At 64.0% G+C, this 24,519-nt stretch carries 21 protein-coding genes and 1 riboswitch; of the genes, 11 read left to right on the top strand and 10 right to left on the bottom strand.

All coding sequences use genetic code 11. The features are described from left to right. On the bottom strand, nucleotides 1-1,351 hold a 1,351-nt coding region (locus tag AC07NT_RS18455), incomplete at its 3' end, for a tetratricopeptide repeat protein (protein WP_498596520.1). 124 nt (nucleotides 1,352-1,475) lie between these two features. Between AC07NT_RS18455 and AC07NT_RS18450 the strand changes: the two genes are divergently transcribed. Together AC07NT_RS18450 and AC07NT_RS18445 are read left to right on the top strand one after the other, a co-directional pair. Beyond that, nucleotides 1,476-2,777: a flavin-dependent oxidoreductase gene (locus AC07NT_RS18450; protein WP_498596521.1), complete on the top strand. Its 1,302-nt coding sequence runs from the start codon at nucleotides 1,476-1,478 to the stop codon at nucleotides 2,775-2,777. A 70-nt stretch (nucleotides 2,778-2,847) separates the two neighbouring features. Further along, entirely contained in the window at nucleotides 2,848-3,273 is a 426-nt protein-coding gene (locus tag AC07NT_RS18445; protein WP_498596522.1) for a GNAT family N-acetyltransferase, read from the top strand. A gap of 9 nt (nucleotides 3,274-3,282) precedes the next feature. On the opposite strand, the gene AC07NT_RS18440 is transcribed toward AC07NT_RS18445, so the two are convergent. Further along, entirely contained in the window at nucleotides 3,283-4,353 is a 1,071-nt protein-coding gene (locus AC07NT_RS18440) for an amidohydrolase family protein (protein ID WP_498596523.1), read from the bottom strand. A gap of 248 nt (nucleotides 4,354-4,601) precedes the next feature. Then, nucleotides 4,602-4,686, top strand: a riboswitch (cyclic di-GMP riboswitch). Nucleotides 4,687-4,799: 113 nt separating this feature from the next. On the opposite strand from AC07NT_RS18440, the gene AC07NT_RS18435 reads away from it, so the two are divergent. Then, a complete protein-coding gene (locus AC07NT_RS18435; protein WP_498596524.1) occupies nucleotides 4,800-5,804 on the top strand; it encodes a hypothetical protein in 1,005 nt (334 codons plus the stop codon). Nucleotides 5,805-6,229: 425 nt separating this feature from the next. Here AC07NT_RS18435 and drt3b read toward each other — a convergent pair whose 3' ends face one another. Together drt3b and drt3a are read right to left on the bottom strand one after the other, a co-directional pair. Further along, on the bottom strand, nucleotides 6,230-8,218 hold the full coding sequence (drt3b, locus tag AC07NT_RS18430; RefSeq protein WP_498596525.1) for an antiviral reverse transcriptase Drt3b: 1,989 nt from the start codon (nucleotides 8,216-8,218) through the stop codon (nucleotides 6,230-6,232). Further along, nucleotides 8,211-9,476, bottom strand: a complete 1,266-nt coding sequence (drt3a, locus tag AC07NT_RS18425) for an antiviral reverse transcriptase Drt3a (RefSeq protein WP_498596526.1) — start codon at nucleotides 9,474-9,476, stop codon at nucleotides 8,211-8,213. Before drt3a ends, drt3b begins: the two co-directional genes overlap by 8 nt. A 318-nt stretch (nucleotides 9,477-9,794) precedes the next feature. On the opposite strand from drt3a, the gene AC07NT_RS18420 reads away from it, so the two are divergent. The 7 genes from AC07NT_RS18420 (at nucleotide 9,795) to gstA (ending at nucleotide 19,371) form a co-directional block, all read left to right on the top strand. Next, the gene (locus AC07NT_RS18420) at nucleotides 9,795-10,247 is read left to right on the top strand and encodes an NAD(P)H-dependent oxidoreductase subunit E (protein ID WP_498596527.1); all 453 of its coding nucleotides are present in this window, start codon (nucleotides 9,795-9,797) and stop codon (nucleotides 10,245-10,247) included. Beyond that, nucleotides 10,244-11,812 (top strand): formate dehydrogenase beta subunit, encoded by a 1,569-nt coding sequence (locus tag AC07NT_RS18415; protein WP_498596528.1) that lies wholly within the window; start codon nucleotides 10,244-10,246, stop codon nucleotides 11,810-11,812. The genes AC07NT_RS18420 and AC07NT_RS18415 overlap by 4 nt, the downstream gene beginning before the upstream one ends. 10 nt (nucleotides 11,813-11,822) lie before the next feature. Continuing rightward, nucleotides 11,823-14,699, top strand: coding sequence for a formate dehydrogenase subunit alpha (gene fdhF, locus AC07NT_RS18410; protein ID WP_498596529.1), 2,877 nt, complete (start codon nucleotides 11,823-11,825; stop codon nucleotides 14,697-14,699). An 11-nt stretch (nucleotides 14,700-14,710) separates the two neighbouring features. Continuing rightward, nucleotides 14,711-15,550: a formate dehydrogenase accessory sulfurtransferase FdhD gene (gene fdhD / locus AC07NT_RS18405; RefSeq protein ID WP_498596530.1), complete on the top strand. Its 840-nt coding sequence runs from the start codon at nucleotides 14,711-14,713 to the stop codon at nucleotides 15,548-15,550. Continuing rightward, the gene (locus AC07NT_RS18400) at nucleotides 15,547-15,771 is read left to right on the top strand and encodes a formate dehydrogenase subunit delta (RefSeq protein WP_498596531.1); all 225 of its coding nucleotides are present in this window, start codon (nucleotides 15,547-15,549) and stop codon (nucleotides 15,769-15,771) included. The genes fdhD and AC07NT_RS18400 overlap by 4 nt, the downstream gene beginning before the upstream one ends. A 101-nt stretch (nucleotides 15,772-15,872) precedes the next feature. Then, nucleotides 15,873-18,635, top strand: a complete 2,763-nt coding sequence (locus tag AC07NT_RS18395) for a bifunctional diguanylate cyclase/phosphodiesterase (RefSeq protein WP_498596532.1) — start codon at nucleotides 15,873-15,875, stop codon at nucleotides 18,633-18,635. A 130-nt stretch (nucleotides 18,636-18,765) separates the two neighbouring features. Continuing rightward, nucleotides 18,766-19,371 carry a glutathione transferase GstA gene (gene gstA, locus AC07NT_RS18390; protein WP_498596533.1) on the top strand — a complete coding sequence of 202 codons (606 nt, stop codon included), beginning with the start codon at nucleotides 18,766-18,768 and terminating at the stop codon, nucleotides 19,369-19,371. Nucleotides 19,372-19,395: 24 nt separating this feature from the next. Here gstA and AC07NT_RS18385 read toward each other — a convergent pair whose 3' ends face one another. From AC07NT_RS18385 to crcB, 6 genes are all read right to left on the bottom strand, one after another. After that, nucleotides 19,396-19,632 carry an SHOCT domain-containing protein gene (locus tag AC07NT_RS18385; RefSeq protein ID WP_498596534.1) on the bottom strand — a complete coding sequence of 79 codons (237 nt, stop codon included), beginning with the start codon at nucleotides 19,630-19,632 and terminating at the stop codon, nucleotides 19,396-19,398. 94 nt (nucleotides 19,633-19,726) lie between these two features. Further along, nucleotides 19,727-20,806: a GGDEF domain-containing protein gene (locus AC07NT_RS18380; RefSeq protein WP_498596535.1), complete on the bottom strand. Its 1,080-nt coding sequence runs from the start codon at nucleotides 20,804-20,806 to the stop codon at nucleotides 19,727-19,729. A 79-nt stretch (nucleotides 20,807-20,885) separates the two neighbouring features. Then, nucleotides 20,886-22,007, bottom strand: coding sequence for a sigma-54-dependent Fis family transcriptional regulator (locus tag AC07NT_RS18375; RefSeq protein ID WP_498596536.1), 1,122 nt, complete (start codon nucleotides 22,005-22,007; stop codon nucleotides 20,886-20,888). A 124-nt stretch (nucleotides 22,008-22,131) separates the two neighbouring features. Then, the gene (locus AC07NT_RS18370; RefSeq protein ID WP_498596537.1) at nucleotides 22,132-22,761 is read right to left on the bottom strand and encodes a Rieske 2Fe-2S domain-containing protein; all 630 of its coding nucleotides are present in this window, start codon (nucleotides 22,759-22,761) and stop codon (nucleotides 22,132-22,134) included. Beyond that, nucleotides 22,758-23,603: a uroporphyrinogen-III C-methyltransferase gene (cobA, locus tag AC07NT_RS18365; protein ID WP_498596538.1), complete on the bottom strand. Its 846-nt coding sequence runs from the start codon at nucleotides 23,601-23,603 to the stop codon at nucleotides 22,758-22,760. Before cobA ends, AC07NT_RS18370 begins: the two co-directional genes overlap by 4 nt. A 13-nt stretch (nucleotides 23,604-23,616) precedes the next feature. Next, nucleotides 23,617-23,997 carry a fluoride efflux transporter CrcB gene (crcB, locus tag AC07NT_RS18360; RefSeq protein ID WP_498596539.1) on the bottom strand — a complete coding sequence of 127 codons (381 nt, stop codon included), beginning with the start codon at nucleotides 23,995-23,997 and terminating at the stop codon, nucleotides 23,617-23,619. 119 nt (nucleotides 23,998-24,116) lie between these two features. On the opposite strand from crcB, the gene AC07NT_RS18355 reads away from it, so the two are divergent. Beyond that, nucleotides 24,117-24,488, top strand: a complete 372-nt coding sequence (locus AC07NT_RS18355; protein WP_498596540.1) for a hypothetical protein — start codon at nucleotides 24,117-24,119, stop codon at nucleotides 24,486-24,488. Nucleotides 24,489-24,519: the final 31 nt, after the last annotated feature.

The raw sequence follows: 24,519 nt of genomic DNA, 5'->3' as shown, positions 1-24,519 counted from the left end.
AGGCGCGGGCCTCGGCGGTGTTGTAGTGGCCCGCACCGAAGTGCTGGGTGCTGTGGCGCACCAGGGCGTCGCCGTCGCGCAGCGCGTCGGACAGGCGCCCCACCAGGATGTAGGCGCGGATGGACTGGAAGGAGCCTTGGCCGAAGCCTTCTTCCAGACGTGTGTCATCGGCCAGCTCGCGCCGCAGCGCGTCGATCATGGGCACGGCTTCCTGCGCCCGACCCACCGCCACCAGCGTGTTGGCCACCCTGCGGCGGGCCTGGATCACAGCGGGGCTCAGCGGGGACTGGCCCGCTTCCGTCAGCGTGCGCAGGCTCCACTCGGCCAGCACGGTCGCCTCGGCGTTACGGCCGCGGTCGCTGTAGATGCGGGACAGGGAGGTGAGCGCGCGCCCCACCTGCCGCGAGTTGCGCCCCTCACGCACCAGCGAGGTCTTGAGCACCTCACGCAATATCACCTCGGCCTCGTCCAGGCGGCCCTGGGCGATGAGGTTGTTGGCCAGGTAGGTCTGGGCGCTGTCCTCCTGTTGCAGCAGGCGGTCTTCCGGCTGGGCGTAGCTGCCCCGCGCCTCCAGGGACGCGAGATTTTGCAGGCTGGTCTGCCGCTGCCGCTGCGCAGCAAGAAAGGCCCGCTCGGCCTCCTGCAGGCGCCCCGCGCTTTGCAGCAGCCGTCCGCGCGTGGTTTCAATCTGCGCCGCCCAGTGCGGCAATTGCAGGGACTTGCCGCGTTTGGCCGCCTGGGTGCGATAGAGCGCATCGAGCTTGTTCAGGACACGCCGGGCGTTGTCCAGCTCGCCCAGCTGGGTGTAGTTCTCGGCGGTATGGCGGTACACGCTGATCTGTATGCCCAGGTTGCTGTCCGGTGTCTGCTCCAGTTCGCGTGCGAAGTCCAGAAACTCGTCCTGCGCCGCAGCGATGCCCCGCGCCGGTCCCAGGTTGCCCGCGTATTCGTTGCGGATGCGCAGGTAGCTGCCCACCTCGGTGCTGTTGCGCCGGCCGGCCTGCCGGGCGTAGCGCAGCGCCTGTGTCAGGTACTCGTCACGGGGCCCCATCTCCTGCAGGGCGTCGGCGGCCATGGCCTTGAGGTGCCAGGCCAGGGCCAGCGCATTGGGGTCGCCGCTGGCCGGCACCGGCTTTTGCATGTCGGCCTTGATCTTGCGCACCCGCTCGAGGTCGGGCACATAACTGCGCAGCAGCAGCACCAGGTCCGCGATGCTGGCCGGGGGCGGGGCCACGGCAGCTTCGGTCGCGGGTGTGGGGGCGGGAGCTGATTCTGGTGCGGCCTGGGCCGGCGTCTGGCTCAACAGGGCAATCGTCAGGCCAAGGGCGTAGCTGCGGAAGTGTGATCGCATCTCAGAGCCGTGTGATGGGGGATCGGCCCATGATAGCGGAGGTAAAACGCCGCCGGCCCGGGCCGGCCATGCCTTACAGTGTCGCCACCCCGGGGCCAGGCCCCGGCCTGCATCTCCAAACAACATGACTTCCCAGAACCAAGAACAAGCCCCCGTCCTCATCGCCGGCGGCGGCATCGGCGGCCTCACACTGGCCCTCACCCTGCATCAGATCGGCGTGCCCTGCCAGGTCTTTGAGGCCGTGCCCGAATTGGCGCCCCTGGGCGTGGGCATCAACCTGCAGCCCAATGCCGTGCGCGAACTCTACGAGCTGGGCATAGGCGCGGACCAGCTGGACACCATCGGCATCCAGGCGCGTGAATGGGCCCTGGTGGGCCGCAACGGCAACGACGTGTACGCCGAGCCGCGCGGCCTGCTGGCCGGCTACAAGTGGCCGCAGTACTCGGTGCACCGCGGCCAGCTGCAGATGCTGCTGCTCCGTGAAGTGCAGCGCCGCCTGGGGGCGGGGGTCGTGCAGCTGGGCCAGCGCGTCACGGGCTACCGCAACGACGCGCAGGGCGTCACGGCCTTCATCGAAACGCGCCATGGCGAGCGGCGCGAAGTGCCGGGCCGTCTGCTGGTCGCCGCGGATGGTTTGCACTCCGCCGTGCGCGCGCAGATGCACCCCACGCAACCGCCCATCCAGTGGGGCGGCGCCATCATGTGGCGTGGTGTCACGCCGGGGGTGGCCCATCGCACCGGTGCGTCCTTCGTGGGCGTGGGCTCACTCAAACACCGTGTGGTGGTCTACCCCATCTCCCCGCCGGACCCGAAGACGGGCCTGTCCATGATCAACTGGATCGCCGAGATCACCGTGGACAACAAGGGCGGCTGGACCCAGGGCGACTGGAACCGTCGTGTCAAGCTGGAAGAGTTCATCCACCACTTCGAGGGCTGGAACTACGACTGGCTCGACGTGCCCGCCATGCTGCGCGGTGCCACGGAAGTGTTCGAGTACCCCATGATCGACCGTGACCCCGTGCCCACCTGGGTGGACGGTCGTGTGGCCCTGCTGGGTGACGCTGCGCACGTGATGTACCCCGTGGGCTCGGCCGGCGCCAGCCAAGCCATCGTGGACACACGCGTGCTGGGCGCGGCCATGGTGCAGCACGGCGTGAATGCGCAGGCCCTGCAGGCCTACGACCAGAAGCTGTGCAAGGACATCTCGGCCCTGGTGCTGCGCAACCGCGGCTCCGGCCCCTTCGCCATCCTTGGGGTGGTGGACGAACGCTGCGGCGGTGTCTTCGACAACATCGACGCCGTCATTCCCAAGGCCGAGCGCGACGAGTTCATGGCCCGCTACAAGCAGGCGGCGGGCTTCGCCATCGAGGCCTTGAACGCGGCGCCGCCCATCATTGCCGCGGGCGCGCGGGTGGGGGGCTGCTGAACCGGGCCTGCCGACCCGTTGCGCATCGCTTGTCTATACTGGCCCGCACCGTACTTGGGGAGGGTTCGCCATGTGGCCGTTCAGCAGCAAGCTGGATAAGAACCGGATCGAGATGCGCCTGCACTACTGGGGCGGGGCGGACGAGCCCACCTGGACCTTCAAGCTGGCCGTGGGCGGGCACGAGGTGCTGGAGAGCGTGGGCCTGATCCTCGGCCGGGACTTTCGCGTCAGCAACATCGTCACCGTGCCCACGTACCGGCGCCAGGGCTACGGCACCCTGGCCATCGGCACCCTCATCGCAGCCGCCCGTGCGCGCGGCTGCGGCAGCTTCACACTGGAGAACGTGTCACCGAAAAATGTGGAGGCGGTGAACCTGTACCGGCGCCTGGGGGCCGTGATCTTGCCGCCGGCCGAGGTGGGTGGGCATTCGGATCATCGGATTGCGCTGGACGCGGCGCCGCCCATCTCCACCCCGCTGGGCGCGCGCGTCGCCTGAGCGGCCGGTTCAACCGTTGAGGCGGGGCAAGAGGCGCAGCGCATTGCCGCGGCCGATGGCCTGCAGATCGGCGGCCGAGAAGCCGTAGTCGATCAGGCCCTTCACGTTGTCCTCGCCGGTGCGGTAGGGGTAGTCCGAACCCAGCAGGATCTGGCTCACGTTGACCAGGCGCGTCAGCGAAGCCAGCGCCATCGGGTGGGCCGACCAGGCGGTGTCGTAATAGAAACGCTGCAGCTCGTGCAGCACGCCCTTGGGCACGCGCGGCTGCAGCTTGGGGTCCAGCACGGGCATCTTGATCAGGCGCTCGGTCAGGAAGGGCAGGGTGCCGCCCGCGTGCGAGAAGATGAAACGCAGGTCCGGGCAGCGCGCGGCCGTGCCGGAGAACACGATGTCGGTGATGGTGCGCGTGGTGTCGGTGCCGAACTCGATCACCGTGGGCGGCACCTCGGGCGTGAGGATGTTGCGGCAGCAGTTGGCGGCGGTGGGGTGCGTGTAGAGGATGGACTTGCGGCGGTTCAGCTCGTCCATCAGCGGCGCAAACGAGGGGTGGCCCAGCCACTTGTCGCCGTAACTCGTCAGCAGGCCGATGCCGTCGGCCTTGAGCACGTCCAGCGCGTACTCCATCTCGCGCAGCGCGCTGTCCATGTCGTGCATGGGCAGCATGGCGAAGCTGCCGAAACGCCCCGGGTGGTCCTTGGCCAGGCGGGCAGCCCACTCATTGCTCTCGCGGGCTATGCGTTTGGCGTTCTCGCCATCGGTAAAGCCCACCTGCGGCGTGGTCACCGACAGGATGGCCGTGGCCACACCGGCCTTGTTCATGTCGTCCAGCGTCTTGGCCAGCGACCAGTTGCGCACGATGGGCGGCGCCTGGTTGGCCTTGGCCAGCTCGGCCACATAGGCCGGCGAGAACAGATGGTGGTGGATGTCGATGCGGTTCGAGATCGCGGCCGCAGCGTCGCTGGAGGCAGCGCAACCGGGCAGCACGGCACCGGCCCCCATGGCCAGCAGACCGCTCAGGAAACCACGCCGCTCGGGCAGGCAGGCGCAGCCGGGCGCCATGGAAAGGACGGGCTCATTCATCACAGTCTCCTCTTCTACTGGTTGTCTGTTGCGAGGCTGCAGGAATTCTGCGGCAGATGGTGTGTGCGTGTGGTGCCGCAAAACTGTTTTGCCGTACGGGTTTCCCCTCTAACAAACCAGGGTGTGCGCAGAGGCCTGTCGATGCGCTGGCCATGCTGCGGCGCAGCGTGCTGGCGCAAGCCCCTTTACCCGACCGGGGCTTACGCGCTACTACATAAGGTGTAATTTACATACTCACGTTAAACTGCGCGCCACAAGGGCAAACGCATCGAAAGGTGCAGTACGCAAAGCCACCGGTCTAAGGCAAAGAGCTACGACAGCGGGGTTGCAGGTAAAACAAATCAAGATGCAGATGCCCTCGTCCAGCCCGCTGGATGAGGGCATTTTTGTTGGGGCAGGGCCGGCGGTGGCCCCGCGGCGTTGGGTGACAGAGGGAAGAACAACAAGTGAAAGACACCGAGAAGGTTCTCGACATCTGCAGGCGCATCGAGCGTGTGCTCCAGCGTGACTGGGGCGGCTCGGGGGAAGGCTTGCGCCAATCGCTCAACTCGACGCAGTACGTGGTGCCCACGGACCTGGACAAACGCATCCGCTACCTCCATGGCCTGCAGAAAAAGGCCAAGGGCAACAGCAGCTTCAGGCTCAAGTCGTCCGAAGACTTTCTGTCCAAGGGCGAGCAGGTCATCAAGGAACTCGCGCTGGCGCGCAACACGGCCAAGCGCCGTTTGCTGCCTTGGCTGCGCGAGCTGGCCCTGCGCTACCGCATCATCCTGGCGGTGGCCTTTGTTGCCCTCGTCGCTGCGCTGGTCGGGGCGTATCTCATCTTCTTCCTGCCCGAACCTCCCCCCCCGCCGCCGGTCCCCACTCCAGCGCCCAAGCGCGTCGTGCCCAAACCAGCGCCCAAGCCCGCAGCGGCTCCGGCCCCTGTGACCGCGCCTGCCCCGGTCGCCAAGGCTTCGGCCCCCGCGCCTGCGCCCGTACCCGCTGCTTCGGCCCCGGCTGCCCCCGCATCTGCCACGGCCGTGGTGGAGCCCGCGCCCGGCCCGGCCGGTGTCAAGGTCCACATCGAAACACCGCCCGAAGTGATCGTGACGGTCAAGCGCGCCGAAGTCGTGCAGGGTGCCTCGGGCCGCGACGAGATCGTGGTCATCGTCGATGTGCAGAACATGGGCTACCCCACGCTCAAGCGCATCACCTTCGACGCCTGGCTTTACGACAGCAACAAACCGCTGCCTGTCATCGCGGCATCGGCGGCGGACGCCACGCCCTGGCACGCCTTCCTGCGTCAGGCCATCGCGCGGGGTCAGAGCGCAGAGGTGCGGCTCAACTACAGCACCTCGTCCAAGTGGTCTTCAGACCAGGCCATCGCGCTGGTGAACTCGGGGCGCTACCAGATCCGGCTCAAGGCCGTTTCGCTTACCGACGATTCGAACAAGTCCCTGGGCAAGTAGGTCGCCCGGCTGCGGGCTTTGTCATTGAGGCGCTGAATACTGCTGCGTTGACTAGTGCGTTGGGGCGCGGGTTAGGGCGAGATGATCTGCGGTCGACGTCTTGCCGAACCACTGCGCTTTTGGACCGTGCGACTCAATGAAGAAGTGGGTTTGTGCGCGCCATTCGAGTGCTCATGAGGATATGTGACAGAGCTGGCGATAACCAGAGCGCCCGCGAGACCTCACGATGGGTGAAAGGCAGGTCTTTTCCTGAGTGTGTGCACCAAACAGAGTTCAGTGCTCATGCACGCCAATTCGCCGTCCAGCTTGGAAGCCTTTCATTGATTGCCATGTAGAGAGTGTCACTCGTTAACCGACTAACACGCAGCCTCCTTTGACAGAGACCGAAGAGGAGAAGAACTCTACCTTTCACTTGTTAGTCTAGCTTATTGGTAGACCTGCTTCAACTCTTTCTTCTCGAGGAGACTCAGTAAATCGACGTCTGTCCAGCTGACCTGCCATTGCTCAGTAGCGAGAGATGTGATGAACCCAACGATCTCGTTCTTGGCGGGCATTGGTGCTTGAAAAGCCTTGCTATATGACTCCCTAATCCATTCGCGCTTCTTTTTGTCCGGAACGTAGGGGCAGCAAAGGGCATCGAGTAGAAGATATGCCTTTTCGCTATTTCTCAAAACATCAGACAAATCAGAGAGCTTGGTTTCGATGGACTTGACCGCACGAGCCCTCAATGAGCTATGGGTGACGCTATCTCGAACGTAATACAGGCAACACATGATCTCAAAATATGAGAGAGATTCCTCTTTTGAATTCATCAGCCCATTCACAGTTGTCTCAGGTAGCAGATATTCGGCCCCTAGTTCTCGAACAGCAAGCAGGACATTCAGCGTCTCCAGCGGGAGGAATCCGTCGACGTTACGGGCGCTGCTTTGACGCTCCTCGGCCAAGTGCGCTTCCGTTAGCTCGTACACCCGCTGGGCGAGCGTTGGATAGTGATCGGGCAAATGCTTCTGGGCGAATCTGATCGCCAAGATCACGGATGTACATAACTTGTAAGACCCGGCGACCGTTGGTGAGACACCATACAAGAAATAGATTACGTCCAGCAGTACAAGCAGAGCATTTAGGTAGTCTCTTCGCTCGTGCTCGTTCGCTTCGGTAAGCTCATTGCTCACTAGCTTCTTCGTTCTTTCGGCTAAGACAGCGATTAGGTATGACGATAACTCGTCGTAATGCACTGAATTTTGAGTGCACAAGGCCTTTGTGGTTGAAATAAAGCTCCGAGTGAGTGCCCAAGGTGAACGAATGGTTCCTGGTGAGAGATTCGTGGTTTCGTCGTCCGAATGCAGAAATTTTTCTAAGAACGAATTGACTTCCACGCTAACAGCGTGAATCAACCTGGACTTTTGACTCATGAATGGACGTTCGAGTCGAGTCGATTTGGCGCTATTGGCATGAAGATTGAACGACACGAGCGCATCGGAGTAACACTCATATACCTCGGCTGCACTTAGTTCGCTCTTGGCAAAGATGAACACATCGTCGACGTATCGTCTGAATGCGTAGTCCTTACCGAACTCAAGGCTTGAGCTGCCGTTAGCCAGTCGTTGGATAACTTTTACATCTACTCGCTGCAAAATGATTTCTGCAAAAACACGGCTTACCTCAGGACCAATAACGATCCCATTTGTCTCGTTATGGTTTGCGAACTGCATCAGAGCATCAAATTCCTGGGCGAATGTGCTATGGCAATTGACGTGCTTTTTCGTGAACTCCTTGTCTTTGATCGCCCATGACAAGCAGTGTGTATAGATGCTGTCAAAGCACTTCGAAACGTCCAAGGTCCACATTAGTTCGTACTTCTTTTCAAGTTCAAAGAAGTCCCTTGACTCGAAGAACTTGTAAAGACGATCGAAATTTCGATAAGTGAAAAATGACGGGCTGTGTTTGGTGAGCTCGTCTAGTGACATTACTGCGACAGCGTCTGTCTTGTACTGGTTAAGGTTTTCCCAAGAGCTTTTCTTGTAGAAGCTTCCAGCGACCTTTTGTGGAGCCCGTATGGATGCCGGACTGATAGAACAGTGATGAAGAATCAGCTTTTCATACTTCTCGTAGAACTGCTTGATCCGCCACTGAGCTCTTGGGTGGATGAGAGCTAGGCGTCGAAATTCCTTTGAATTCTTTCTAATCTTATATAAAAGTGGGATAGTCCCCCCACCTGCTTGCGGTGCATCCTCCCCCAAGATTAGACGTCGTAAGAACGTGTTATGGATGCTGTCGCCATCGCCCATTGCCCTGACTTGATCATAGAGACCTCCACTTGAGAAGATGATCGGCGTTTCGTATGGGAGGGTCTCGGTAATCAGCACACGGGCATAGTCGCGCCTGCTTATCTTGATCGGTTTACGCTTACTCATAGTTCCAGCACTTCTGGATTGCGGAAATTTTCTGCCCGGAAAAATGCGACAGGATCTGTTCCGTATGGCCTCGTCTAAAGCTGTAGCGCAAGAGTTGTCGCTTCTGCTGATTCGACAAATGCCGTGCAGAAAGTCCAAAGACTCGGCCAGTCTTTGATAGGACTGCGGCCCGAAGATACTGATCAAGACCTTCGAGCGCTTTAGCCTCAGGTGTCAGTTGTGGATAGCTGTGGTGAATGCCCGCAAGTCTTTTTCGTCCCGAATTTCTGTCTTGAACACTGAAATTTGAAGTGAGAAATTTGATTCTTTCGTGCAGCAACTGGAAATCCCTGCTTTTTGAGAAGTCAAGGAAGCTTTGGGCGATCCGCGTTTTGACTCGCCTCAGTTTTTGATCGGCTATGTCTACGTGGACATCTCGGTAGATAGGGCGCCTGGTTGCTTTTTTCTTCAACGGATCGAAGACGGTGAATCGATATCCTAGGTATTCAACAACGCAGTTTGGAGAGATCTGTTTGTCGACCGTCTTCACCTCCTCCGGGATTGTGATCATCTGCTGCTTGGAGCTATTCAGGCGAAGCCCAGTCGGGAGTCCTCTTATGAGTTGTTTCAAGAATTCATCGGGCTTCTCTGTCGTATTCGTTAGAACCACAATGTCGTCGACGTAACGACCATAGAAGTAGACGAATGGACTGCGCGAAGCCTGTAAATCAAAGTTCCTCATCATCAGATCAGCCAGGACGGCGCTAATTGCCATTCCCCGTGGTATCCCCGTTCCTCCTAAAGCCGAAAAATATGACAGCAGAGTCCTGAGGTGCCGTTTGCTGATTGGACTAAGGCCTTGCAGTGCCGTAATCCGCGCCAAGATCTCGTCCTGAGAGAAGCTCTCATAGAAGCTCTTAATGTCGAGTCGATACAGCCTGTAAGGAACACCTTCTTCAAGATGCAGTTGGAGATTTGAAATGACAAAATCTCTTCCCCAGTTCGGGGTTCCTATGTATTCAGAAAGATTCTTTGAGAGTTTCCGAATGACGAGATCGTCACCTAAATCTTGGATCCGATAAGTCGACTTCTTTTTGAGGTGAAAAAGTTCAATCGGATTTTTTCCACCAAAGTCTGTTTCCGCCGACTTACTGGCTCTATCCAGTAGGCCTTTTCGATACGCGTTCACGTTAGCGGCGGTCTGCCCTCTGACTGAATGGAAATCGCGCTTTCGCAATACGCCCTTGAGCGCGTTGACACTGTATGAATGGTCGTACATGGCGAGCCCCCCCCTGATTTATTGACGGATTTTGCCCCGTTACTGCAGGGGTGGCTATTGGTGGTTACCTTGGGCGCGCTCTGGGGATGAGCAGTAGATCGTTGGTGAACTCGTTTTGAGTCGTGACCAAAGCGCGTAGAACACTCTGCCCATCCGATGAAGACTTTTGCATGTCATCTATGCATCCTGTTGCATACATCATCAAACTAAATGCAAGCATGTCCCAAAGCAATTTGACCGTGTGTTGACCTCAGACTGACACTCCGCCTCGTTAGACGTGCCCATTCCCTGGGTGCGTCGCTGAACAGCGAGGCAGACATGACAAACAACAGCCAGGTCCAGAGCACCCTACGCCGGGTGCTGGACGACAAGCGCGATATGCCGGGGGCGCTGCTCCCCATCCTTCACGACATCCAGGACGCGCTGGGCCATGTGCCGACCGAGGCCGTGGCCGACATAGCCTTGGCGCTGAACCTTTCGCGCGCCGAGGTGCATGGCGTCATCAGCTACTACCACCACTTCCGTACCGAGGCGCCCAAGGGTGCCGTGGTGCAGGTCTGCCGGGCTGAGGCCTGCCAGTCCTGCGGCTCCGAAGCCCTGTGGGAACACGCCAGCCAGAAGGCCAAGGGCCAGAAGGTGACGCTGGAGTCGGTCTACTGCCTGGGCCTGTGCGCCACGGCACCGTCGATGAGCATCAACGACAAGCCCTACGCCCGCGTGAGCCACGCCAAGTTTGACCATCTGCTGGCGCAGCTGAAGGAGGCCGCATGAACTCCGCCGTGAAGATCTATGTGCCGCGTGACTCCGCGGCCCTGGCCCTGGGGGCCGACGAGGTGGCGGCGCTCATCGTGCTGGAGGCGCGCAAGCGCAAGGTGGGCATAGAACTGGTACGCAACAGCTCGCGCGGTATGTTCTGGCTGGAACCGCTGGTGGAGGTGGTCACGCCCCAGGGCCGTGTGGCCTACGGCCCCGTGCAGGTGGAAGACGTGGCGGGCCTGTTCGAGGCTGCTTTCCACACGGGCGGCAAGCACCCGCTGAACCTGGGCCTGACGGACCAGATCCCCTACCTGAGCAAGCAGGAGCGCCTGACCTTTGCGCGCATGGGCATCACGGACCCGGTGTCTTTGTCTGACTACGAATTGTTCGAAGGCTACGCCGGCCTGCGCAAGGCGCTGACGCTGAAACCCACCGAAGTGGTGCAGCAGGTGCTGGACTCGGGCCTGCGCGGCCGTGGCGGCGCGGCCTTCCCGGCCGGCATCAAGTGGAAGACGGTGGCCGCCGCCCAGGCGGACCAGAAATACGTGGTGTGCAATGCGGACGAGGGTGATTCGGGCACCTTCAGCGACCGCATGACCATGGAGGGCGACCCCTACATGCTCATCGAGGGCATGACGATCGCGGCAATAGCCACAGGCGCCACGCGCGGCTACATCTATGTGCGCAGCGAGTACCCGCACGCTATTCAAACGCTGAACGAGGCGATCCAGCGCGCCACGGCGGCCGGTTTCCTGGGCGACAGCGTGCTGGGTTCGGGCCAGGCCTTCCACCTGGAAGTGCGCAAGGGTGCGGGCAGTTATGTCTGCGGTGAAGAAACCGCCATGCTGGAAAGCATCGAAGGCAAGCGCGGTGTGGTGCGGGCCAAGCCGCCGATTCCGGCGTTGCAGGGCCTGTTCGGCAAACCGACCGTCATCAACAACGTGATCACCTACGCCTCGGTGCCCATCATTCTGGCGCGCGGCGCGGCCTTTTACGCCAACTACGGCATGGGCCGTTCCAAGGGCACGCTGCCCATCCAGATCGCGGGCAACGTCAAGTACGGCGGCCTGGTGGAAAAGGCTTTTGGCGTGACGCTGCGCGAGCTGATGTACGACTACGGCGGCGGCACGGCCAGCGGCCGGCCCATCAAGGCGGTGCAGGTGGGCGGCCCGCTGGGCGCCTATGTGCCCGAAGCGCACTGGGACCTGCCCATGGACTACGAGGGCTGGACGGCCGTGGGCGCCACGGTGGGCCACGGCGGCATCGTGATCCACGACGACACGGCAGACCTGTCCAAGTTGGCCCGTTACGCCATGGCGTTCTGTGTGACCGAATCCTGCGGCAAGTGCACGCCCTGCCGCATCGGCTCCACCCGCGGGGTGGAGGTGATAGCCCGCATCGTCGAGGGCGACCCCCAGGAAAGGCCGCAGCAGGTCAAGTTGCTGCGCGACTTGTGCGACACCATGGTCAACGGTTCGCTCTGCGCCATGGGAGGCATGACGCCTTTCCCCGTGCTGTCCGCCCTCAACCATTACCCGCAGGATTTCGGCATCACCGTGCCGGACCGCAAGGCCGCCTGAAGGAGATCACATGCTGAACCACCTCAAACTCGACATCGACTACGGCACACCCAAGCGGGAGTCCGCCCGGGAAGTGACGCTGGAGATCGACGGCCAGAGCGTCACCGTGCCCGAGGGCACCTCGCTGATGCGCGCGGCGGTGGACGCCGGCGTGAAAGTGCCCAAGCTCTGCGCCACCGACAGCCTGGAGCCCTTCGGCTCCTGCCGCCTGTGCCTGGTGGAAGTGGAAGGCCGCCGCGGTTACCCGGCCAGCTGCACCACGCCGGCCGAAGCCGGCATGAAGGTGCGCACGCAGACCAGCAAGCTGCAGGAGCTGCGCAAGAACGTGATGGAGCTCTACATTTCCGACCACCCGCTGGACTGCCTGACCTGCAGCGCCAACGGCAACTGCGAGCTGCAGGACATGGCTGGCGTGACGGGCCTGCGCGAGGTGCGCTACGGCCTGGAGGGCGACAACCACTTCCGTGGCGAGAACAAGCCCAAGATCGACGATTCCAACCCCTACTTCAGCTACGACGCCAGCAAGTGCATCGTCTGCAACCGCTGCGTGCGCGCCTGCGAAGAGACGCAAGGCACGTTTGCGCTCACTATTAGTGGTCGTGGTTTCGAGAGCCGGGTGTCACCGGGCCAGGACCAGCCTTTTATGGAGTCCGAATGCGTGAGCTGCGGCGCCTGCGTGGAGGCCTGCCCCACGGCCACGTTGCAGGAGAAGTCCGTGATCTGGCTGGGCCAGTCCGAACACAGCGTGACGACCACTTGCGCCTATTGCGGCGTGGGTTGCGGCTTCAAGGCCGAGATGAAGGGCAACGAGGTGGTGCGCATGGTGCCGTGGAAAGACGGCAAGGCCAATGAGGGCCACGCGTGCGTGAAGGGCCGTTTTGCCTGGGGTTACGCCACGCACAAGGACCGCATCACCAGCCCGATGATCCGCAAGAGCATCAACGACCCGTGGAGCGAGGTGAGCTGGGAAGAGGCCATCGCCTACGCGGCCAGCGAGTTCAAGCGCATCCAGGCCAAGTACGGCCGCGATTCGGTGGGCGGCCTGGTGTCTTCGCGTTGCACCAACGAAGAGGGTTACCTGGTGCAGAAGTTGGTGCGCGCGGCTTTCGGCAACAACAATGTGGACACCTGCGCCCGTGTATGCCATTCGCCCACGGGGTATGGCCTGAAACAGACGCTGGGCGAATCGGCCGGCACGCAGACTTTCAAGTCGGTGGAGAAGAGCGACATCATCATGGTGATTGGCGCCAACCCGACCGACGGGCACCCGGTGTTCGGCTCGCGCATGAAAAAGCGCCTGCGCGCCGGCGCCAAGCTCATCGTGGTGGACCCGCGCACCATTGACCTGGTGCGTTCGCCCCACGTCAAGGCGGACCACCACCTCAAGCTGCGTCCGGGCACCAATGTGGCCGTGATCAGCGCCATGGCCCACGTGATCGTTACTGAAGGCCTGGTGGACGAGGCTTTTGTGGCCGAGCGTTGCGAGGCCAAGTCCTTCAGGGAATGGCGCGAATTTGCGGCCAAACCCGAGAACTCGCCCGAAGCCATGGAGGCCATCACCGGCGTGCCGGCGGCGGACCTGCGCGCCGCGGCGCGGCTGTTTGCCACCAAGGGTAAGAATGGCGCCATCTACTACGGCCTGGGTGTGACCGAGCACGCGCAGGGCTCCACCATGGTGATGGGCATCGCCAACCTGGCCATGGCCACGGGCAATGTGGGCCGCGAAGGCGTGGGCGTGAACCCGCTGCGCGGCCAGAACAATGTGCAGGGCAGCTGCGACATGGGTTCCTTCCCGCACGAGCTGCCGGGTTACCGCCATGTGTCGGACGGCACGGCGCGCGCCGCGTTCGAGAGCGTGTGGAATGTGTCGCTGCGCGCCGAGCCGGGCTTGCGCATCCCGAACATGTTTGACGCGGCCATCGACGGCAGCTTCAAGGGCCTGTATTGCGAGGGTGAAGACGTGGTGCAGTCCGACCCGGACACCCAGCACGTGGCCCATGCGCTGGAGTCCATGGAGTGTGTGGTGGTGCAGGACCTGTTCCTCAACGAGACCGCCAAGTACGCCCATGTCTTCCTGCCGGGCGCGTCCTTCCTGGAAAAGGACGGCACTTTCACCAACGCCGAACGCCGCATCTCGCGCGTGACCAAGGTGATGCCGCCCAAGGCCAGGTACGCCGACTGGGAAGTGACACAGCTGCTGTCCAACGCGCTGGGTTACCCCATGAACTACCAGCATCCCAGCGAGATCATGGACGAGATCGCCGCGCTGACGCCCACCTTCAAGGGCGTGAGCTTCAAGAAGCTGGACGAGCTGGGCAGCGTGCAGTGGCCTTGCAACGACGAGGCGCCCGAGGGCACGCCGACCATGCACATCGACGAGTTCGTGCGCGGCAAGGGCAAGTTCATCATCACGCAGTACGTGCCGACCGACGAGAAGGTCACGCGTATGTTCCCGCTGATCCTGACCACGGGGCGCATCCTCTCGCAGTACAACGTGGGCGCGCAGACCCGCCGCACCGAGAACGTGCAGTGGCACAGCGAGGACCGGCTGGAGATCCACCCGCAGGACGCGGAAGACCGCGGCATCAAGGAAGGCGACTGGGTGGGCATCCAGAGCCGGGCGGGCGAGACGGTGCTGCGTTCCACCATCACCGAGCGGGTGCAACCGGGTGTGGTCTACACCACCTTCCACTTCCCCGAGTCGGGCGCCAACGTGATCACCACCGACAACTCCGACTGGGCCACCAACTGCCCCGAGTACAAGGTGACGGCGGTGCAGGTGATGCCGGTGACACAGCCCAGTGAATGGCAGAAGGGCTACGAGCGCTTCAACCGCGAGCAGCTGGAGCATCTGCAGGCGGCGCACCCTGAGGTGGTGGGGAAGTAGGGAGGCAGGCCATGCACATGCATGAACTGCCTTACCCCCCGGTGGCCGGCGCCCGCGCGGCCCTGGTGCGGGGCCTGCGCGGCGGCGAAGTCTTCGAGGCCACCGACTGGGTGGCCGAGGAGGTGCCCGTGGCCCTGGTCTACAACGGCGTCTCGCACGCGGTGATGCTGGCCTCGCCCTCGGACCTGGAGGACTTTGCCATCGGCTTCAGCTGCAGCGAAGGCATCGTGGAAGGCCCGGCGCAGATCTTCGGCATGGAACAGAGCGAGACAGCGCAAGGCATCACGCTCTCGCTCGACATTGCCTCGGCCTGCTTCGCGCGCCTGAAGGACCGGCGCCGCAGCCTGGCCGGGCGCACAGGTTGCGGCCTGTGCGGCACCGACAGTCTGGCGCAGGCGGTGCGCCAGCCCGGTGCCTTGCAAACAGCTTCGTCTTTCGAGGCCGTGGCGGTCTCGGCCGCGCTGGCCCAGATGCGTGAGCGCCAGCTGCTGCTGGGCGTGACCGGTGCCTCGCACGCGGCGGCCTGGTGCAGCGCGGACGGCGCCATCAACCTGCTGCGCGAGGACGTGGGCCGCCACAACGCGCTGGACAAGCTGCTGGGCGCGGTCTGCCGCGCGGGCCTGCCGGCGTCTGAGGGTTTCGTCGTCGTGACCAGCCGCGCGAGTTACGAGATGGTGCAGAAGACGGCCAGCGCGGGCGTGGGCCTGCTGGCCGCCGTCTCGGGCGTGACGGGCCTGGCCATCGACACGGCCCAGGCCTGCGGCCTCACGCTGCTGGGTTTCGCGCGCGGCGCGGACCTGTCGGTCTACAGCCATTCCCAACGCATTTCTCTCGAAGGTAAATCATCATGAACCGCGAACATTTGGTCCGCATGGCCAACCAGATCGGCACCTTTTTCGCTTCCATGCCCGACCAGGCCGAGGCCATGGAAAACCTGGCCAACCACATCGCGAAGTTCTGGGAGCCGCGCATGCAACGCGAATTCCGGGCCCTGCTGGACGCGGGCGGCGAGGGCGTGTTGCCCATCGTGCGCGAGGCGCTGGACAGGCACCGGGCGCTGATGGCCGCCTGAGGGGCGTTGACTTACCAAGGGTTGCTACCGGGCTCGTCCCGGGTGGTGTTGCCTGATATATTGGCCCAACCGCTGCGGGAGCGGGGCTTATATCCATCTCAGTGCGCACTCTGTCGATCCGAACCCATCTGCTGCTGTTGGTCCTCGCGGGTTCCATCCCGTTTGCGACCGTGGTGGGGCTGAGCATCTACTACGACGTCCAGCAGACCATCGCGAGCACCAAGACCTCGCTGCGCACCCTGGCGCAGGCCATGGTCAGCAACACGGGCGGCAAGATCGGCGAGGCGCGCGAGATGCTCGAGCGCATGGCGACACGGCCGCTGGTGCGCAAGATGGACCCCAGGCAATGTGACCCCGCCCTGCAGGGGGTGCACCAGCTGAGTTCGGGCTACACCAATATCTCCTACGCCAACGTTGACGGGCTGCTGTTGTGCGCGGCGGTGCCGCCCCAGGCCGGCCGGCAGGTCCGCTTTTCCGACGGGCCCTGGTTCCATATCCTGACGAAGGAGAAGCGTTTCCATATCAGTCAGCCCTTCAAGGGACCTATCACGGGCAAGTGGGTGGTGGTGCTGGGTGCGCCGGTCTGGAACGACAGGCACGAGATGGTGGGGTCCATCCAGCTGCCGCTGGACCTGGCAACCTTCGATCCGCACATTCCGGCCCAGCATCTGCCGCCCGACAGCCACTACGGGTTTTTCACGCAGGACGGCACGGTGGTCTGGCGCAACCTGGAGCTGCACAAGGTGATGGGCACGCGGCCCACATCGGGCGCCGCACTGATGGTGCCTCGGGTGCGCGACGGAGATTTTGTGGGTGATTCGGCCGACGGCGTGCGGCGCTTTTTCTCCGTGGTGCCCATGCCGGAGACCGGCTGGATCGCCTATGTGGGAGTGCCCGTGGCCGACGTGTACGCGGCTGCCAAGCGGCGGGCCCTCACCGCGGCGGCCATCGCGCTGGTGGCCATGCTGCTGCTGATCTGGCTGGCGCTGTACATTGCGCGCCAGATCGTCGGGCCGATCCGGGCGCTGGAACATGCCTCGCGTGCGGTGGAAGGGGGCAATCTGAAGGTGCGGGCTGCGGTGAGCGGCCCGCGCGAGATCGCGGCGGTGGCGCACGGTTTCAACACCATGATCGAGGCCCAGCAGCGGCATGTGGAGATGCTCAAGGGCAATGTGGAGGAGCTGCGCATCGCGGCCGCGGCTTTCGAGACGCAGGACGGCATGATGGTTACCGATGCCGACTACCGCATCCTGCGCGCCAACCGGGCGATGACGGACATCACGGGTTACACGACGGAAGAGCTGATCGGCCAGACGCCCAAGTTGCTGCGAGCGGATGGCATGGAGCCGCCGGCTTTCCACGAAGAAAGATGGCAGGCCGTCATGCGCGAGGGCAAGTGGCAGGGCGAGGTGGTGGGACGGCGCAAGAATGGCGAGATCTACCCGCGCTGGCTGACCATCACCGCCGTGTATGGGGATGATGGCGCCATCACGCACCTGGTGACGTCCGAATTGGACATCACGGCACGCAAGGCGGCGCAGGAGGAGATCACGCGCCTGGCCTTCTTCGACCCGCTGACGCTGCTGCCCAACCGGCGCCTGCTGATGGACCGGTTGCAGCATGCGCTGGCCTCCAGCGCGCGCAGCCAGCGCCATGGGGCGTTGATGTTCATCGACCTGGACCATTTCAAGACCCTGAACGACACGCTGGGGCACGACATGGGCGACCTGCTGCTGAAGAAAGTGGCCGAGCGCCTGCTCAGCTGTGTGCGCGAGGGAGACTCCGTGGCGCGCCTGGGGGGCGACGAGTTCGTGGTGATGCTCGAAGGCCTGAGCGAGCAGGCCGCCGAGGCGGCCACGCAGGCCGAGCAGGCGGGTGAGAAGATCCTGGCCCTGCTGCGCCAGCCCTACCAACTGGTCGGGCACGAGAACCGCAGCACGCCCAGCATCGGTGTGGTGCTCTTCGTCGGCCACGAGACCTCCATCGAGGATCTGCTGAAGCAGGCCGACCTGGCCATGTACCAGTCCAAGACCCAGGGCCGCAACACGTTGCATTTCTTCGACCCGAAGATGCAGGCCCTGGTGGCCGAACGCGCGGCGCAGGAGGTGCGCCTGCGCGAGGCGGTGCAGGCGCAGCAGTTTGTGCTGCATTACCAGCCGCAGGTGGTGGGGCGGGACCGGGTGTCGGGCGTGGAGGCGCTGGTGCGCTGGCGGCACCCGCAACGCGGCCTGGTCTCGCCGGCCGAGTTCATCCCCCTGGCCGAGGAGACCGGCCTGATCCTGCCGCTGGGTCTGTGGGTGCTGGAGACGGCCTGTACCCAGCTGGCGCGTTGGGCCGCCCGGCCCGAGACCGAGCACCTGACGATGGCGGTGAACCTCTCGGCCAGCCAGTTGCGCCAGCCCGACTTCGTGGAGCAGGTGCTGGCCATCCTGCGCCGTACCAAGGCCAACCCCAAGCGGCTCAAGCTGGAGTTGACCGAAAGCCTGCTGGTGAGTGATGTGGAGGCCAGCATCGCGAAGATGATGGCGCTGAAGGCGCAGGGTGTGGGTTTCTCGCTGGACGACTTCGGCACGGGGTATTCGTCCCTGTCCTACCTCAAGCGCCTGCCGCTGGACCAGCTCAAGATCGACCAGGGTTTTGTGCGCGACATCCTGATCGACAGCAACGATGCGGCCATCGCCCGCATGGTGGTGGTGCTGGCCGAGAGCATGGGCCTGCTGGTGATTGCCGAGGGCGTGGAGATCGAGGCCCAGCGCGATTTCCTGTCGCGTCTGGGTTGCCATGCCTACCAGGGTTACCTTTTCAGCCGCCCGCTGCCGGTGGCGGAGTTCGAGGCCTTCCTGGAGCAACGCCCGGCCCGCTGAAGGCGCTGGCCGCGCCCGGGTTTTTGCCGGGAGCTGTGCAAGCCCGGCCGGGATTGCCTACACTTGCCCGGCTTACCCGTTGCGCGCCCCTGGGCCGCGCGGTTGCATCAACCCCAACGAGACAAAGACCATGAAACTCTATATCAAGCCCGGCGCCTGTTCCCTTTCTCCCCATATCGTGCTCGAAGAGCTGGGCCTGAAGTACGACAGCGAAGTGGTGGACCTCAAGGCCAAGACCACGGCCTCGGGCGGCGACTACCTGGCCGTCAACCCCAAGGGCTACGTGCCCGCGCTGCAGATCGACAGCGGCGAGGTGCTGACCGAAGGCCCGGCCATCGTGCAGTACCTGGCCGACAGCCAGCCCGCCAAGAAGCTCGCCCCGGCCAACGGCACGGTGGAGCGTTACCGCATGCAGAGCTGGCTGACCTTCATCGGCACCGAGCTGCACAAGCAGTTCAGCCCGCTGTTCAACTCGGCCGCGCCCCAGGAGTGGAAGGACATCTGCCGCGCCAACATCGAGCGCCGCCTGAAGTACGTGAACGAGCAGCTGGCCGGCAAGGACTACCTGATGGGCAAGGACTTCAGCGTGGCTGACGCCTACCTGTACACCGTGGCCCGCTGGACCCACCCCGTGAAGATCGACATCAGCGGCTTCCCGAATCTGGTCGCCTATATGGCCCGCATGGCCGCACGCCCGGGTGTGCAGGCAGCGCTGAAGGCCGAAGGCTTGGCCTGAGCCTTGGTGTGAGTGGGACCGGGGCTAGCCGGCGGGCGCGTCCCGGTCGAGCAGGGCCTTGGTCTTCTCATAGGCTTCCGGCGTGATTTCCCCGCGCGCCAGGCGGCGCTGCAGGATTTCCAGCGGTGTCTCCGGATCCCTGCGCCGGGAGCGCTTCTCGGGGCTCAACACCGTGAACCACAACACGATGATCAGCACGAGCCAGATGAACCACCAGAAGCTGTGCATGCCGCCCATGTAATAGCCGTATTCAGAGAACATGATGTCACTCCTTGGTTCCTGTTTGTGGCACTGGGCGACCTGACTGTCAACAGGTTTCTCCGAGGTCACCGGCACCGCATGCCGGTTGGCGGCCTCAACCCTGGAAAACAATCCGGTTGCGCCCGGCCGCCTTGGCTTGCAGCATGGCCTTGTCAGCCAGGTCGATGGACTCGGATAGATCACGGCCGGCCAGAACTTCGGTCATGCCGACCGAGGCGGTGACCGGGGCCGGCCCACCGAGGTCGGTGATGGCCCGGCGCAACTTCTCCGCCACCAGCAGCGCGTCGTCATGTTGTGTGTTGGGCAGGCAGACCAGAAACTCCTCGCCGCCCCAGCGCATCACGCTGTCCTCGGGACGCAGGATGTTGCGCATGGCCAGTGCAATGCTGCGCAGCACCTGATCGCCGACGGCATGGCCCAGTGTGTCGTTGACGGCCTTGAAATGATCGACGTCGACCATCAGCAGGAAGGAGGGCGGCTCGGTCTGCGAGCTGCGCAACAGGCGGCGTTCGACGATGGGCAGGGCGTGGCGGTTCAGCGCGCCGGTCAGTGCATCGTGGTTGACGGCTTCTTCCAGAGAGGTGCGTTCGGCCAGGGATGTGAGGACCGAGGAAAACAATTCGCCCAGTGCCGTGAACAGGCTTTCGCCCACGTCGCGGAAGTAGTGTTCGTGGTCGGCGTAGATGACGAACAGCCCGCCCATGCCGGAGAAAGTTGTGTTCAGCGGCACGGCCATCACGCTGCGCACGCCATGATCCTGCGCCAGTTGGCGCCAGGGGGCGTAGGGGGAATCGCTGGCAATCAGGAACTGCTCCGGGGTCTTGCCGCCCAGGGTGCGAAACGCCGGGCCGGGTTCCGTCAGGCGGGTGCGCCGGATGGTGACGCTCGCGGCGTAGTCGCTGGCGACACCGGCATAGGCCTGCGGGATGATGACGTCTGCGTCTTCACTGCCAAACCAGGTCCAGGCCAGGCGGATGTGCTGGCTGGCGCCGCACATCGATACACAGACGCCGCGTACCAGTTCCAGTTCCCGCCGCACGGCCATCAACCGCGCTGCACTGGCCAGCAGGGTTTCGGCGATCAGGGCACGTTCGGCCAGGGGGTTGAAGGAGGCCTGCTGAGGCGGGGGAGCACCCCATCCCAGTTTGTTGACGAACAGCTTGCGCAAGGACATGGGTGGCTCAGAGATGAGCAGTGACTAGGACGAACCCAGTTTAGCGCTTCCCGGCGGGCGGGGCCCCGCGCTTCGTCGCTCAGCCGCGCTGGCCCAGCTTGCGGTAGACCGTGGCGCGGCTGATGCCCAGGTTGCGCGCGGCCTGGGCCACATTGCCGCGGGCGTCTTCCACGGCCTTGCGGATCAGGTCGGTTTCGACTTCCTTGAGCGGGCGCATGGTGGCCGCGGACACGCTTTGCAAGGTCACGCGCTGTGCGGCGGGCATGTTCTGCGGAACCAGGTGGGCCTGGGCCTGCAGGCGCAGGCCGGACCACAGGGGCACGTCGATGGCGCCGCCCTTGCGCGCGGCGTCGAACAGCATTTCCCAGGGCAGGGCAAAGAGGTCACGGCCATGCAGTTCCATGCCCTGGGTGTTGAGCATGGGCAGCAGCTGGCGCGCGGCGCGGTTGGCGGCGCAGACGCGGCCATCGGCGTCCAGGGTGACCAGGCCGTCGGCGTCGTCGCCCAGGGGCAGGCCGCACCAGTTCAGGCGCAGCAGCAGGCGGTAGGGACGCTGCAGCAGCAGGGCGTTTTCGATGCGGCGTGCGGTGTGCGTGGCCAGGTGGCGCAACTCCGAACGCTCGGCGGCTTCCACGCCCGTGAGATCGAGCATGCCGACGCAGCGGCCGTCGGGCCCGAAGAGGGGGGCGCCGGCGCAGCTGTAGACCGAGGTGTCCTGGAAGAAGTGTTCACCACGGTGCAGCCACACGGGCTGCAGCTCGCGCAGCGCAGCGCTGATGGCCGTGGTGCCCACGCTTTTTTCCGAGAGGTCCACACCTACGCGGGTGATCAGGGCGGCGCGCCGGTCGCTGCGGTCGATGGGGCCGTCGGTGTCGATCACCACGCCGTCATGGTTGGTGAGGATGGCGAAGTAACGCGTGTCGGCCAGCACGCCGCCGAGCTGCTTGAGGATGGGGCGCGCGGCCTGCATGAGCGTGTGGTTGGCCTCCGAGGCCTGGCGCATGACGGTGGTGCTGACGGCCTCGAAGTTGACACGCTCCTGCGGGCGCATGCCGCGCGCCAGGCAGCGCTGCCAGCTCTGCGCGATCCAGGGCTCGACCAGGCCGCCGGCCAGGGGCGATGATTCCTGCATGGCGAGCTGGCGCGCCTGCGCGATGCGGGTCAGGCGGGATGCGGGCGGGGGCGAAGGCGTGGCATGCATGGTGGGTGCGGCTGCGTAGCTGTCCGGGCGCCCATCATGCCAGCCTTTGGCTGACACCGCACTTGCAGGGCGAGCTGCATGGACGGGACCCTAGGGTTCTCCCTAGTGCGGTGTCGGATCTGCTCTACCAGCGGGCCAGCAAGCGCCCGTTGTCCACCCTGGATGCGATGGGCGTCAGCGGCGTCTTGCCGTTCTTGATGCAGGCGCCGCTCTTCACGTCGAAGGCCCATTCGTGCTTGGGGCAGGTCAGCGTGAGGCCCTGCAGGGCGAGCTGCGGTATGTCGGTGCTCTGGTGCGGGCAGATGCTGTCGTAGACCTTGTAGGTCGCGCCCTCGCGGTAGACGAAAAGGCCGCGGCCTTCGCAGTCCATGCGCTTGACCTCGCCATCGTCCAGGTCGGTGGCGGCCATGATGTCGTGCCACTGGGGCGCTGCACCGCGCAGGGCCTCGGGCGCGAAGCCCGGCAGCTTCATGGCCAGGATAATGTCGGTGGCCCAGACGATCTTGGTCAGGCCCAGGGTGGGGAAGGCCATGAGCAGGGCGTCGATGATTTCCATGGGCGTGCAGCCCTCGCGCAGCGCGCGCTTGAGGTACTGGCGAAAACCGCGTTCGGTCTGCGCATCGACCTTGGTGATCACGGAGATCAGGTTGCGTGTCTTCGGGTCCAGGTGCTTGCCGGCGTCCTTGAGGAAGCTGAAGTAGTGGGTCATGGCCTCGGGACGGGCCTGGACGAGGTAGTCGAGCGCGTCGCTCATGAAGGTCTCCTGGAATCAATGGGCGACAGGGGCGGCAGCTGGGCGGCCTCGTCGTGGGTCAGGCGCGTCTGCGCGCCGCTGTGGGGGTCGAACCAGTCGAGCATGCCGTGCAGCTGCACCACATCCCCGACGATCAGCAGGCAGGGGGACGTGAAGCCGCTCGGCGCCACCTTGGCCGGCAGGTCGGCCAGGGTGCCGGTGAGCACACGCTGCGTGGCCAGGGTGCCGTGCTGCACGATGGCGATGGGCCGTGTGGCCGGTGCGCCGTGGGCCATGAGCCGGGCGCAGATCTCGGGCAGGGCGCTCAGGCCCATGTAGATCACCACGGTCTGCTGCGGTCGTACCAGGGCGGACCAGTCCAGTTCGGGGTTGCCGTCCTTGAGGTGGCCGGTGACGAAGAGGCAGCTCTGCGCGTGGTCGCGGTGGGTGAGCGGGATGCCGGCATAACAGGCCACGCCGCTGGCGGCGGTGATGCCGGGAACCACCTCGAAGGGCACACCGTGTTCGACGAGTTTCTGCATCTCTTCGCCGCCGCGGCCGAAGATGAAAGGGTCGCCCCCCTTGAGGCGCACCACCTGCTTGCCTTCCTGGGCCAGTTGCACCAGCAGGGCGTTGATCTGTTCCTGGCGCAGGGTGTGCTCGTTGCGGCGCTTGCCGGCGTAGATGCGCTGCGCGGCGGGGTTGGCCAGCGCCAGCACGCCGTCGGAAACGAGGTTGTCGTAGACCAGCACGTCCGCCAGCGCCAGCAGGCGGGCCGCACGCAGGGTCAGCAGCTCGGGGTCGCCGGGGCCGGCGCCCACGAGGTAGACGCGGCCGGCAGGTGGAGCAAAAGAAGAGCTCATTGGCAGGCCGGGCTCAGCGCGCCAGGAACAGCTCGACGCTCTTGATGCCCAGCACCGTGAGCAGCAGCGAGCCGGCGAGGTGCAGTACCGCTGTGCCCAGGGCCAGCGCATAACGCGCCTGCTGCAGCATGGCCACCACTTCGGCCGAGAAGCTGGAGAAAGTGGTGAGTGCGCCCAGGAAACCGGTGACCAGCAGGAGGCGCCAGGTGGGATCGAGTTGGGGCAGGGCCTGGAACACGGCAACGCACACGCCGATGAGGTAACCACCGACCAGGTTGGCCGTGAGCGTGCCCCAGGGCAGCAGGGCACCGGGGGTGCTGAGCCACAGGCCCAGGCGCCAGCGCAGAAGCGCGCCGGCGCAGGCGCCGAGGCAGATGGCAAAGACGGGAAGCATGGGGGGAGTTTAGCGCCGCGGCGGGGCTGGTACGGGCTGAAGCACAATGTGTTTCCGCTCTGCAGGTCGAGTCAACGGGGGGCAGTCACAACCAGGAACGGAGCGTGTGGAGACGGTGCATGGAGTACACGAGCGAGTTCGACGCGGGCACTGGCATCTGCCGGATCCATGTCACGGGGGACTACCGGCGGGCCCGGGATTCCGATCAGTTCAAACGCTTCATAGGCAGGCATCTGGCCGAGACCGGCTGCTGGCGTTATCTGTTCGACATGCGCGATGCGCAGATGCAGTCCAGCACGGTGGCCACCTACGAGGCGGCCAATCCGGCCCCCGAGATGAAGGCCATGCTCGCCAATGTACGCACGGCCGTGCTGCTGGCCAGGATCAGCCAGGATGACCAGTTCTTCGAGAACGTTGCGGTGAACCGCGGCCTTCCCTTGCGCGTTTTCACCGACGAGGCGCAGGCCCGGGAGTGGCTGACGACACCCTAGGCTAATACCCTGTCGCTGGCGCGGCTATTGA

The organism is Hylemonella sp. GW821-FHT10B10 (assembly GCF_059415585.1).
This window is presented reverse-complemented; position numbering and strand designations above follow the sequence as displayed.